This window comes from Rhizobium sp. Leaf262 (assembly GCF_001422245.1).
Lineage (GTDB): Bacteria > Pseudomonadota > Alphaproteobacteria > Rhizobiales > Rhizobiaceae > Agrobacterium.
The window spans coordinates 203599-216117 of record NZ_LMMM01000018.1 but is presented as its reverse complement, the minus strand read 5'-3'; the positions used below and the strand labels follow the sequence as shown (position 1 = coordinate 216117).

Sequence of the window (12519 nt, the reverse complement as noted above, 5' to 3'; positions counted from 1 at the left end):
CTGCGATTCTGTCGATCTCTGTCAAAAAGACCATGGATTGAAGTTTGGCTTATTGCAAGCGAACGACGATCTCTATGCACCGGTTCCCGCTGCCGGGCACAAAACCGGCAGCGTTGCAAACCGGCATCAGAGGCCGCGCCGAAGACCTGTCAGCGAACCAGAATGTTGCGGAACTGCCATGGGTCGTGGCTGTCGATGTCCTCTGGAAACAGGCCCGGCCTACCGTCCAGTGGTGTCCAGTCGGTGTAGTGGCCTTCCACGGGGCCAAGATAACGGCGTTGGATGGACAGGCAGCGGCGGTAATCCACTTCATCGGCCTCAACAATACCGGATTGGGGATTTTCCAGAGCCCAGACCATGCCGGCCAGGACGGCAGACGAGACCTGAAGACCTGTGGCGTTCTGCTCGGGGGCGAGTTTGCGTGCCTCCTCCAGTGTCAGCCGTGAACCGTACCAATAGGCGTTCTTTTCGTGACCGTAGAGCAGAACGCCAAGTTCGTCGGCACCGTCTGTCAATTCGCTTTCGGTCAGGACGTGCTGGTCCGGTTGGGCGATGCCGCCATTGCCGAACATTTCATAGAGCGACAGGACCGCGTCGTTGCAGGGATGGTAGGCATAGTGGCATGTGGGGCGATAATCGACATGGCCCCGCTTGTCGCGCACCGTGAAATAATCGGAAATCGAAATCGCTTCGTTGTGGGTGACCAGAAGGCCATATTGAGGGCCAAGTGTCGGGCACCAGGTCCGCACACGCGTGCTTGCACCCGGCTGGTCGAGATAAATCGCGGCCTTGCTGCCCTTCTTCTGCTTCCTGGCATTTTTCGGCATCCATTTTTCATGGCTGCCCCAGCCCAGTTCTGCTGGCTGCAGACCTTCCGCGATGAAACCTTCCACCGACCACGTGTTCCAGAAGGTGTTGAACGGTTTGGGGTTCTTTGCGCGCTGCGTGTCGCGTTCGGCAATGTGGACGCCCTTGACGCCCAGCGTCTGCATCAGCTTGGCCCAGCCTTCACGGTCGCCGGTTGCCGGTTCCTCGAACTCGAGGCCGGTGTCATTGGCCAGATTGACCAGTGCCTGCTTGACGAACCATGACACCATGCCGGGATTTGCGCCGCAGGTGGACACGGCCGTCGTGCCGCCTGGGCGTTTCGCCTTTTCCTTCAGCATGGTTTCGCGCAGCGCATAATTGGTCCGCTGGGCATTGTCCGCGTCCGTGTCGAAGTAGAAGCCCGGCCAGGGCTCCACAACGGTGTCAATGTAGAGCATGCCGTATTTACGGCACAGCTTCATCAGATCGACCGAGGAGGCATCGACCGACAGGTTGACGCAGAAGCCCTGGCCCTCGACATTCTTGACGAGTGGCTTCAACACGTCCTTGTAATTGTCCTTCGTTAGATGCGAGCGGACATGGCGAATATTGCGGCTTTCCAGATAGGGCGCGATATCTTCTCGAGGATCGATGACGACCAGTCGCGACAGATCGAACTTGAAGTGCCGCTCCAGCAACGGAAGCGTACCGCGCCCGATGGAGCCGAAACCGATCATGATGATGGGACCGGTAATTTCGCCGTAAATCGGATGTTCAACGTCCGTCATTCTAAATTTCCTCTTTGAAGACAATGCTTAAGCTAAATGATTACCCGTCGACAATAAAGGGTAGCCGGATGACGGGCGTATGAAGACTGCACATATGGTGAACTGTCGTCTGCGTCTTTGTCATAAAATCAGTGGTATAGCTTGAGATTATGCAAAAGGCTTTTGCCGACTATAATGGTGGAATACGCAAGACGCGGTTAGCGGCGAGAGAAGGGGTCAATCGTGCGACAGGAGACTGCCACTTTGGATAGTCTTATCGAACGGGTCATCGCCCTTCAGGACATGACGCCTGTCTTTATTGCGCTCTACGACACGCAGGATCGCCTTCGCCATGCCAATCGCGCCTTCCGTCAGGCGTTCAATGTCGAGGATGATGCTTTCCCGACATGGGGCGAGCTTTTGCGGGCAAATTATCTCGACCGACAAGGCCTGATCATTTCCACGGGCGATTACGACGCATGGTTTTTATCGGCGCAGTCTCGTCGTGGCAAACTTCCGTTTCGGGGTATCGAACTGGATTTGCATGACGGTCGCTGGATCTGGATGACGGAGACCGTCCAGGCCGATGGCTGGATGTTATGCGTAGGGACCGACATCACAGCGCTCAGGCAAAACCAGCGCAGTCTGCGTCAGGACCGTGATATCGCGCTTCGCGCCGCCCAGACCGATGAGTTGACCGGGACCGCCAATCGACGCTTCGTCTTCACCAAACTGGCGGTGCAGATCGAAAATGTCGAAAAGGGCATCGAAAGCCCATTCGGGCTTTGCGTCATGGATATCGATTTCTTTAAAGGTATCAACGATCGTTTCGGCCACCAGGGTGGCGATACGGTGCTGCGCGATTTCGTGAAGATCGCTCACTCCACGATCCGTCGCTCCGATACCTTCGGGCGCGTGGGTGGCGAGGAATTCGTCCTCATCATGCCCCGCACAGTGCTGCCCGAGTGCATCGGCATCGTGGAACGACTGTTGGAGAAGGTGCGGATATCCTGCCCGTTTCCAGGCGCGACCGATTTTTCCTACAGCTGCTCTGCAGGTCTGTCACTCTTCAGGCCGGGTGAAACCGCCACCGATCTTTACCACCGCGCCGACCGTGCGCTGTATGAAGCGAAGCAGCGGGGGCGTGCCCGGGTGGAGTGGGTGTTGGAGTAGTTGGTTGGAGAGCTGCGGGTGTGGCTTACCCCCCTCTGTCCTGCCGGACATCTCCCCCTCAAGTGGGGAGATCGGCTAGGTGCTGACTCTGCGCTCCATCCGCAGCGTCCGAGATGGCCGAGAGCTAACCACGATTCGATCTCCCCACCTGAGGGGGAGATGCCCGGCAGGGCAGAGGGGGGTAAGCCACACACTCGATGCCTAAATATAAAGCCAGGTAGTCAAACCAGCTCCGCAGCCACCAACCCATGCAGTGAATTGCCGACAAACAGCTTTCGACCCGCCAAATCCGACGGTTTCAGCGCCTGACCGCGCGCCTTGCGCTCACGAATGAGGTCAGCGCGCAGGACGCCCGGGAGGATGCCACTGTCGAGGGGTGGCGTCAGTAATTGGCCTTCGGGACCTTCCACGAAAACGCTGGTGGTCGATCCCTCGCAGATTTCGCCGCGCTCGTTTAGTAACAGAACCTCGTCCGCTTCCGTGGTCGAGAATTCCGCACGGGCAGCCTCGTAGGGTTCGCGGCGCGATGATTTGTGGCGGTAGAAGGTGTCGCTGGAATCCAGACGCGTCTTTTCCGCGATCCTCACCCGCCAGACCGCACCATCGCATAGTGGCACGAAGGGCTCCGAGGTGATGTCGAGTTCGCCCTTGTAGTTCATCACCACCCGCACGGTCATCGGGTCGTTTCCGCCCACGACCCCATTCAGCGCCTTCACCGTATCGGCGGGCGGACGAAATCCGAGCGCATCGGCAGACCGCAGCAGTCTGCGCAGATGCTGCTCCAGCCGCTGAAAACCGGCAAGCGGTTCCCAGCGTAGCGTTTCTCTCAACGTCAGGTCAGCGGGTTTGCGTTTCATGATCTGCGTCCGTCATGCGATTCACGTAAGGTGAGGCATAAGAACCGGCGAAGCTTGTCCGAAATGGGAGCCTCGCCGGATTTTTTCATTCTTTATCGAGCGCTTCAAGCTCGTCGATCAGTCCTTCGATCATCGAAAGGCCCTTGTTCCAGAACGACGGATCGGTCGCATCGAGACCGAAGGGTTTGAGAAGTTCCGAATGGTGCTTGGTGCCACCGGCCTTGAGGAGCTCGAAATACTTGTCCTGAAAACCGCTATCGGCATTCTGGTAGACCGCATAAAGCGAATTCACGAGGCAATCGCCGAAAGCATAGGCGTAGACATAGAAAGGCGAATGAATGAAGTGGGGAACATAGGTCCACCAGCTTCCATAGCCTTCCGAAATCTTGATGGCCGGTCCCAGGCTGTCCTGCTGGACGGAGAGCCACAACTCGCCGATCTGCTCGGCAGTCAACTCGCCATCCTTGCGGGCAGTATGCACCTTGCGCTCGAATTCATAAAAGGCGATCTGGCGCACGACGGTGTTGATCATATCTTCGACCTTGCGGGCAAGCATCGCCTTGCGTTCACGCTTATCCGTCGTGTCGTTAAGGAGTTTGCGGAAGGTCAGCATCTCTCCGAAGACGGATGCGGTTTCCGCAAGTGTGAGCGGTGTCGCGCACATCAGGGCTCCCTGTCCACCAGCCAGAACCTGATGCACACCGTGTCCCAGCTCATGGGCGAGTGTCATCACGTCGCGCGGTTTGCCGAGATAGTTCACCAGCACATAAGGATGCGCCGACGGAACGGTCGGATGCGCAAATGCACCGGGTGCCTTGCCGGGGCGGGCGGGCGCGTCGATCCACTCCTCGTCGAAGAAACGGCGGGCGATATCCGCCATCTCCGGCGCGAAATCGCCATAGGCGGATAGGACCATGTCCTTGGCATCCTGCCACGGAATGATGGCGTTGGAGGTGTCGGGAAGCGGGGCGTTGCGGTCCCAGTAGTTCATCTGCTCCATGCCAAGCCACTTGGCCTTCATCTTGTAATAGCGATGAGACAGGCGCGGATAGGCTTCGGTGACTGCCTTGGCCAGTGCATCCACCACCTCGCGCTCAACGCGGTTGGCCAGATGGCGGCTATCGGCGATATCCTCGAACTTGCGCCAGCGATCGGAAATCTCCTTGTCCTTGGCAAGCGTGTTGGTGATCAGCGTAAAGACGCGCAGGTTTTTCTTGAACGTTGCTTCCAGAGCCTTTGCCGCCTTTTCGCGCGTCTGTGGGTCCGGCTCCTGAAGCAGATTGAGCGTTTCTTCCAGGGCAAGGCTCTTGCCGTCCACCTCGAAGCGCAAATCCGTCATGGTTTCATCGAACAGGCGGTTGAAGGCGGCGGCACTGGTCATGGATTTTTCGAGAAACAGCTGCTCCAGGCTGTCATCCAGCTGGTGCGGCTTGTCCTTGCGCAGATCGACGAGCCACGACCTGTAGTGACCGGCCAGCGCATCATTGGCCATGGCCGCATCCATTGCGGCGTCGTCGATACGGTTGAGCTCCAGTGTGAAAAACAGCAGATGCGCCGACATATCTGTCAGTTTCGACTGGGCGTCGCCATAGATTTTGCCATTGGCCGGGTTGGACGTATCGGAAAAATAGGTGAGTCCCGCAAAGGAACCGATGCGGCCCAGAAGATCGTCCAGCGCTTCATATTCCTTCAGTGCCGCACCGATGCCCTGATCACCCGAAAGCTTTGCAGCTGCTTCCAGTTTTCCTTTCCATCTGGTTTCGAACGCCTTTGCGTCTGCTGCCGCCTTTTCAAGGTCGCGTTTGTATTCTGTGGAATCGGCGGAGGGGTAAAGATCGGAAAGCTTCCATGTTGGAAGGTCGCCAAGAGCTGCACTTCCTGCACCGGAGGCGGAAAGGACGGGCAGGGGGATCGATGTCTTGAAGGTCATTCCGAAGGTTCCTCTTTATATATGTACCCAGCATATGGGGGCTCTGTTTCCTGTGGCAATGCATAAAATGCAAGCAAATCTCAAAACTGGATGTTCAAGCCTTCCGTGTCACATTCGGTGCAAAGGGCCTGCATGAAGCATGTCCATAAACCGGAAACCGGAGCCTGAAATGACCGCGCAAGTTCTCGTTATTGACGACGATCCCGTCCAGCGCCGCCTACTTAGACAAGCGGTAGAGCGTTATGGACATCATTCCATTCTGGCCGAAAACGGCAGGGTCGGACTGGAACTGCTGAAGCAGCACAGTGGCGATATCAGTGTCATCGTTCTCGATCTGATGATGCCTGAAATGGACGGACTGTCCTTCCTCAAGGCCGTTGGAGAGCTGGGCACCGACGTGCCTGTCATCGTGCAGACCGGTCAGGGTGGCATCGATACCGTGGTGCAGGCCATGCGCGCCGGTGCCTTCGATTTCGTGGTCAAACCCGTGTCGTCAGAACGTATCGGCTCGGCCATTGCCAATGCGCTGAAGCTCGACCAGCGCGAGGCCAAGGCGCGCACTGGCAAGCGTTCGCGCAACCACGCCGTCAATTTCAACGATATCGTCTCGGCAAGCCCGGCCATGTTGCGCGTTATCGAACTGGCGCAGCGCGCGGCGCAATCCAACATACCGGTGGTGCTGGAAGGTGAATCGGGCGTCGGCAAGGAAATGATAGCCCGCGCCATCCAGTCCGGCAGCGACCGGGCGGGCAAGCCCTTCATTACCGTCAATTGCGGTGCCATTCCGCACAATCTTGTCGAGAGCATCCTGTTCGGCCATGAAAAGGGTGCCTTTACCGGTGCCACGGAAAAGCATGTCGGAAAATTCATGGAAGCCGACGGCGGCACGCTGTTTCTGGACGAGATCGGCGATCTGCCGCTCGAAGTGCAGGTCAAGCTTTTGCGGGCCGTGCAGCAGGGCGAGATCGAAACCGTTGGATCTGCCAAAGTCCAGAAGGTTAATGTGCGGCTGATTTCGGCCACCAACAAGGACCTGATAGAAGAAGTCAAGGAAGGTCGCTTCCGCGAAGACCTGTATTACCGTCTCAACGTATTCCCCATCACCATTCCAGCGCTGCGGCGTCGGAAGGAGGACATTCCCTATCTCGCGCGTGTCTTTACCGAGCGCTTTTCGGTCGAGCAGAAGCTGCCGCATGCGCTGGGCGTCAATGCCGGTGCGCTGGCGTTGCTCACCGCCTATGACTGGCCCGGCAATATTCGCCAGTTGGAAAATGCTGTCTTCCGCGCTGTCGTTCTAGCGCAGGGCGACGAACTGAGCGAGGCCGATTTCCCGCAGATCGCGCTGCAGGTGCCGGAATTCATGGACGGCGTCGATGCCCAAGACGTTTCCCACCGCCCCACCGAACGCGCGTTGCTTGCTGCTCCGACAGCGGTTGAAACGCGCAGCAGTGCAGCTGACATCATGTCCGTCATGGAAGCCATGGCAACCGAAGAAGATCATTCTGCCGGTGCGGTATTTCCCGGCGGCAGCCTGATTGCCAGCACCGACGACAGCGGAGACGTCAGAAAGATCGCCGATATCGAAGAGGAGCTCATCCGCTTCGCTTTGCGGTTCTACCGTGGTCAAATGAGCCAGGTTGCCCGAAAACTCGGTATTGGACGCTCGACGCTCTACCGAAAGTTGAAGGATTATGGCATTGATCCCGACAACCCGTTGCGTGATGCCGCCTAGACATCTGCCGAGCCGCTTAAATTAGCAGATACGGTATTTGTTAACTCCTGGGCAAGGATATTCACTTACGGTCTATAAACCTCTTGTTAGTATCGCATTCACTATATAGAGGATGAATGTCCATGTGTGGCAAAATTGCCATCGTGTGACCGTAATTGAGGTTCATGTGGGACAATCTGACGAATTGTCTGCCAGGCGGGGATCAAATTGCCTTATCTGCATCGGAATATCGCGCTCTCGGGCAAGATAGCGCGCGGCTTGATCAGAAATGTATGCACGAAGCTGTCGGCACGCGTTGTCACCTGCGTGTGCCTGATGATGGCTGCGATGCCCGCTCTTGGAGTTTCGGCGACGGAAGCTGCCGCCGAAACACGTAGTCTCAAGCTTTATTATATCCACACCAAAGAAAAAGCCGTCATCACATTCAAGCGAAACGGCAAGTATGATCAGAAGGGTCTGCAGGAACTCAACCGCTTCCTGCGTGACTGGCGTCGCAACCAGCCGACAAAGATGGACCCGCGCCTGTTCGATCTGGTGTGGGAAGTCTATCGTCGCTCCGGCGCCACCGAATATATTAACGTCGTTTCCGCATTCCGCTCGCCAGAGACCAACGGCATGCTGCGTTCGCGCACCAAGGGTGTCGCCAAGAGCAGCCAGCATACGCTCGGCAAAGCGATGGATTTCTACATTCCCGGCGTGAAGCTGGCCCGTCTGCGCGAAATCGCTATGCAGATGCAGATCGGCGGTGTGGGTTTCTATCCGACCTCCGGTTCTCCCTTCGTCCACCTTGATGTGGGCAATGTTCGTGCCTGGCCCCGCATGAGCCGTCAGGAACTCGTTCGCATCTTCCCCAAGGGAAACACCATTCACCTACCTGCCGATGGCAAGCCGCTGCCTGGCTATGAACAGGCCATGGCTGATTACAAGCGTCGTGTAAGCTCGTCCTCCGTCCAGGTTGCCAGCACCGCTGGTGAGGGTCCTGCCACATCTTCGTCCGGCGGCAAGCGCAAGACGTTGCTGGCTGCTCTGTTTGGCGGCGGAGACGAGGATGAGGATGCCGAAAGCATTGCAACGCCCGCATCGCGGCCTTCGGCACCAGCCGCTGCGCCTGTAGCGGAAGAAGCCGAAGAAGCGCCAGTCGCCGTTGCCTCGGCACAGCCGGTTCCTGCTGCTGTCGATGCGCCCTTGCCAACCGCCCGTCCGGCGTTCCGCAATCAGGAAAACCCGACAGGTCTGGCCAATGCGCTTTATTCTCCGGCCCGCAATGCGGCCCAGGATGCGCTCCAGGCGGCAACCACGCCTACGCCGACAGCCGCACCTGCCGAACAGCAATTTGCCGATCTCGCGCAATACTCTATTCCGGTGCCGACCTTGCTTGGGCCGCGTCGCATGAAGGGTGATGCCGACGGCTCCGTCATGACTGCGGCTCTCGGCTCCGAAGACATGCCCGGTGACGCCCTTGCGGCTCACGTTCCGGTTCCGGCCAATCGCCCTGCTGTGGCAGAAGCACTGCTTGCTTCGGCCAATTCGGAAACAGAAGGCCAAGATGACGAAGCCGAGCAGCAGGCGAACCTCTCGCCTATGGTCGTCGCAGCGCTTGAGCAGAGCGGCCAGAGTGCCCGTTCCGCGATCGTGGCGACAGCCATGCCATCGGCTGCGCAGTTCCCGGCATCCATGGATCGCAACGCATCTGCACAGCCGGCCTCCAAGCCGGTGGAGACAGCCAAGGCCGTTCCTATGTCAGCGACGGATAGTGGCGATGCTTTCGACGTCAAACCGCGCGGCACCAGTGGCGGTCTCACCGCGGGCCTGCCCACAAAGGGCGCTCGTCCTAGCAAGCAGGATGCCGCCGTTGCCGAAAAGGCCATGGTCAGCGGTGGCCGCTTGACCCAGGAAGCAATCTCCGATTGGGCCCTGAGCCAGGACAAGGGTGCAACGGGTCGCGCCGTCAAGGCTCCCCGCGTCGTCAACAACCGCATGCTGAGCCACGACATGTCCGCATCTGCTGCGACCGCAAGTTTCCGCCCCGGCGCAGCCGCCATCGACTCCAGTCGTTTCAGCACACCGATCAAGATGCCTTGAAGACGACACCGACTAGATTATCTTTATCCATTGATGTCGCGCCCTGGTCACTAAAAGACAGGGGCGCGATTTTCGTTTTGCTGAAGTAGAATTTTTTTATCGTATGAAGCCAGTGATTGCATATTAACGAAATCGTCACCTTGACCAGCAATATTGATGCTGTTACTTTGTGATGCAGTTTGTAAACCAATGTAGTCTGGGATTTTTGAGTAAAGACTGTTTGGTGACAACGCACATGTTGTCCATGGCGCAAGGCAGTGTTTAAAACCAACGCTGTACGCATGAAGCTTTTTCATTGCGCCGGTTCTCGCGAGCCATGTTCCTTTTTAATTCGCTGTTTGCGTAACGTTTGTCTGGCTTGTCCTTTTTGGTTTTGCCGGGCGTCTCGTATCGAACGCCTCTGCCGATTCCTGGGTGGGATGTGCCGTCGATATGGCTTCGTTGGGTGAATATCGCTCTTTTATTTGACGGTGTCGCGCGCCTATGACCTCAATTGTCAATTACCCGACGAAGCAGATCGCTCAGCTTCCGAATTCCACCATCGCAACTTTGACAAAGGAAGATTTGGAGGAGCTAAAGTCCTCGCAAATCAAGGTGTTCACGTCCAGCCAGGTCAGTGCGCTCAATACGGGCGTCGTTTCTACGCTGAGTGCGAATGTGGTCAGCGCCCTCGCACCGAAATCAATCACGGGATTGACGCTCAACCAACTGGCTGCTCTTGGCACCATGCAGGTTTCAGGTTTGACGACGGGCCAGGTCAAGGCGCTGTATGCAAGCCAGCTTGAAGGATTTTCGTCGTCGCTGATCGAAGCGCTCGACAGCACCCAGGTTTCCGCGCTCTCCAGCCAGCAGGTTGCGACACTGTCGGCAGCCGAGCTTAACACCTTCACTGCGGGCGAAATTGCGTCCATCAAAAAGACATCGCTTTCCGGGTTGCTGACATCATCGCTCGCAGGCCTTGCCACAGACAAGATCGCCGCTTTCACCACAACGCAAATTGCGGCCTTCTCTTCGAGCCAGATAAAAGCGTTGACCTCGAACCAGATTTCGGCGCTCACGCCAACGCAATTTTCCGCCCTCACGACAAAGCAGATTTCCGCGCTGTCATCGCAGGCAATCGCTTCCCTCAGCAGTGACAAGCTTGCAGCTTTGACCAACAAGCAGGTTGCGGCTCTTTCCTTGGACCAGTTCGGTGCCTTGACCTCAACCAGCCTCGAGGGGCTTACAACGACACAGGTCATGGGGCTGACGTCGAAGCAATTGGCAACGCTGACGGCCGCCGAACTCAACAGCTTCACGGGAGAAGAGATTGCTTCTCTCAAGAAAGCGGCACTTGCCGGTCTGACGACGGCAGCGCTGGCTGGTCTTTCAACGGATAAGATCGCGTTTTTGACGGCATCGCAAGTTGCTGCTTTGTCGTCGGATCAGATGAAGGCTTTGAGTTCTGCCCAGCTTGCGGCTTTGGAACCCAGCCAGTTCGCCGCGCTCACGGCAAAGCAGATCGCTGGTCTCTCTACCGATGCCATCGCAAATCTCGACAGTTCTCAAGTGGGTGCTCTGACGGCCAAGCAGATCGCTGCGCTGACGGTCACGCAATTCGAAGCCATGACCTCCAGCGGCATAGAGGGTTTGACGAGCAAGCAGGTGGCGGGCCTCAAGGCGCCGCAGGTCGCGACATTGACCTCTGATGAACTCAACACCTTTTCCTCCGAGGAAATCGCTTCTCTGAGCAAGTCGTCCATTGCCGGCTTGACGACCTCGGCACTTGCCGGTCTCACAACGGACCGGATTGCGGCGCTGTCTTCGGCACAGGTTGCGGCCTTGTCTTCGGGGCAGATGAAAGCGCTCAACTCGGCTCAACTTGCGGCGCTGGAGCCTAGCCAGTTCGCTGCACTGACAGCAAAGCAGATTGCCAGTTTGGCAACCACGACCATCGCCAATCTCGACGGCGCTCAAGTGGCTGCCATGACGGCCAAGCAAATCTCTGCGCTGACAAGTGCCCAGTTCGACGCCTTCACGTCAGCTGGCATTGAGGGGCTGACAGAAAAGCAGGTAGCGGGGCTGAAAGCGCAGCAGGTTGCTTCGTTAAGCTCAGACGAACTTAACACTTTTACCCTTGATGAGATCGCGTCGTTGAGCAGATCTGCGATTGCAGGGTTAACGACTGGCGCGCTCGCCGGCCTCAGCGATGACAGGATCGCATCGCTGACGACAACGCAGATCGCAGCGCTATCTTCCCAGCAGATGCAGGTTCTTACGCCGTCCCAATTTGCGGCGCTGCAACCAGATCAGTTTTCTGCCATGACGGCGAAACAAATCTCGGGTCTTTCGACGGCAGTCCTCGCCGGCTTGGACGGTGAAGACGTTTCTGCCCTTAGCGCTAAGCAGATCAAGGCTTTGTCCACGGTTCAGTTCGATGCGCTGAGTCTCGGCAGCATCGAAGCTCTCGATAAGAAACAGATAGCGGGATTGACCGGTAAGCAGGCTGCAACATTGTCCGCAGCGGAACTGAACAGTTTTAGCGCTGAGGAAATCGCAGCGCTGACACGCGATGCGATCGGTGGTTTGACGACCTCTGCCCTTTCCGGCCTTTCGGATGATCTCTTTGCAGCCCTTAAGACCGCGCAGATTTCCGGACTTTCAACGGCGCAGGTGAATAAGCTGACCCCCAGCCAATTCTCGGCACTCACGCCGGAGCAGTTCGCCGCTTTGGGAACCAAGCAGCTTGCCAGCCTTTCGACCGAGGCGATTGCCACTCTCGATCCGGCTCGGGTGAACGTCATGTCCACCAGACAGCTTGCCGCCCTGACCCCGGCACAGTTCGACGCGTTGAGTCCAGAGAGTATCGAGGCCCTTGACCCGACACAGATTGCAGCGCTGAGCATCAACCAGTTGGCAACACTGGATGGGGCCGAACTTAACTCGTTCACCACATCCGAACTTGCCTCGATCAAGAAAGCCTCGATTTCCGGTCTGACGACAGCCGCACTGGCCGATCTCTCCGACGATCACATAAAGGCATTCACAACGGCTCAGATTCAGGCCATGAGCTCGGCTCAGGTGAACATCGTCGTTATGGCCTACCAGGACGTATGATCCGCGTTATGCGATAAACCAAAAAAGGCGCAGCCGATGCTGCGCCTTTTTTGTTGAGCTTTTGAAAGCGGCAGC

Annotated in this window: 8 protein-coding genes; 4 read left to right on the top strand and 4 right to left on the bottom strand. The window is 57.4% G+C overall.

Annotated elements, in window-relative coordinates:
* Positions 1–149: 149 nt before the first annotated feature.
* Positions 150–1595: a homospermidine synthase gene (locus ASF29_RS18510; RefSeq protein WP_062452122.1), complete on the bottom strand. Its 1446-nt coding sequence runs from the start codon at positions 1593–1595 to the stop codon at positions 150–152.
* A gap of 243 nt (positions 1596–1838) precedes the next feature.
* On the opposite strand from ASF29_RS18510, the gene ASF29_RS18505 reads away from it, so the two are divergent.
* Positions 1839–2747 carry a sensor domain-containing diguanylate cyclase gene (locus ASF29_RS18505; RefSeq protein WP_062452121.1) on the top strand — a complete coding sequence of 303 codons (909 nt, stop codon included), beginning with the start codon at positions 1839–1841 and terminating at the stop codon, positions 2745–2747.
* 221 nt (positions 2748–2968) lie between these two features.
* On the opposite strand, the gene ASF29_RS18500 is transcribed toward ASF29_RS18505, so the two are convergent.
* Positions 2969–3604 (bottom strand): aminotransferase class IV family protein, encoded by a 636-nt coding sequence (locus tag ASF29_RS18500; RefSeq protein ID WP_062452120.1) that lies wholly within the window; start codon positions 3602–3604, stop codon positions 2969–2971.
* An 85-nt stretch (positions 3605–3689) separates the two neighbouring features.
* On the bottom strand, positions 3690–5534 hold the full coding sequence (locus ASF29_RS18495; RefSeq protein WP_062452119.1) for a M3 family oligoendopeptidase: 1845 nt from the start codon (positions 5532–5534) through the stop codon (positions 3690–3692).
* 169 nt (positions 5535–5703) lie between these two features.
* Here ASF29_RS18495 and ASF29_RS18490 point away from each other — a divergent pair, with 169 nt between their 5' ends.
* Positions 5704–7266 carry a sigma-54 dependent transcriptional regulator gene (locus ASF29_RS18490; RefSeq protein WP_062452118.1) on the top strand — a complete coding sequence of 521 codons (1563 nt, stop codon included), beginning with the start codon at positions 5704–5706 and terminating at the stop codon, positions 7264–7266.
* A gap of 258 nt (positions 7267–7524) precedes the next feature.
* Positions 7525–9348: a DUF882 domain-containing protein gene (locus ASF29_RS18485; RefSeq protein WP_244473592.1), complete on the top strand. Its 1824-nt coding sequence runs from the start codon at positions 7525–7527 to the stop codon at positions 9346–9348.
* A gap of 50 nt (positions 9349–9398) precedes the next feature.
* Here ASF29_RS18485 and ASF29_RS18480 read toward each other — a convergent pair whose 3' ends face one another.
* Positions 9399–9644: a hypothetical protein gene (locus tag ASF29_RS18480; RefSeq protein ID WP_156462731.1), complete on the bottom strand. Its 246-nt coding sequence runs from the start codon at positions 9642–9644 to the stop codon at positions 9399–9401.
* A 187-nt stretch (positions 9645–9831) separates the two neighbouring features.
* Between ASF29_RS18480 and ASF29_RS18475 the strand changes: the two genes are divergently transcribed.
* On the top strand, positions 9832–12444 hold the full coding sequence (locus ASF29_RS18475; protein WP_062452115.1) for a hypothetical protein: 2613 nt from the start codon (positions 9832–9834) through the stop codon (positions 12442–12444).
* Positions 12445–12519: the final 75 nt, after the last annotated feature.

Excerpts from the sequence above, each read along its gene's own strand:
- ASF29_RS18510 (WP_062452122.1), bottom strand. The coding sequence starts at position 1,595 with ATGACGGACGTTGAACATCCGATTTACGGCGAAATTACCGGTCCCATC.
- ASF29_RS18500 (WP_062452120.1), bottom strand. The coding sequence starts at position 3,604 with ATGAAACGCAAACCCGCTGACCTGACGTTGAGAGAAACGCTACGCTGG.
- ASF29_RS18495 (WP_062452119.1), bottom strand. The coding sequence starts at position 5,534 with ATGACCTTCAAGACATCGATCCCCCTGCCCGTCCTTTCCGCCTCCGGT.
- ASF29_RS18490 (WP_062452118.1), top strand. The coding sequence starts at position 5,704 with ATGACCGCGCAAGTTCTCGTTATTGACGACGATCCCGTCCAGCGCCGC.
- ASF29_RS18480 (WP_156462731.1), bottom strand. The coding sequence starts at position 9,644 with ATGAAAAAGCTTCATGCGTACAGCGTTGGTTTTAAACACTGCCTTGCG.
- ASF29_RS18475 (WP_062452115.1), top strand. The coding sequence starts at position 9,832 with ATGACCTCAATTGTCAATTACCCGACGAAGCAGATCGCTCAGCTTCCG.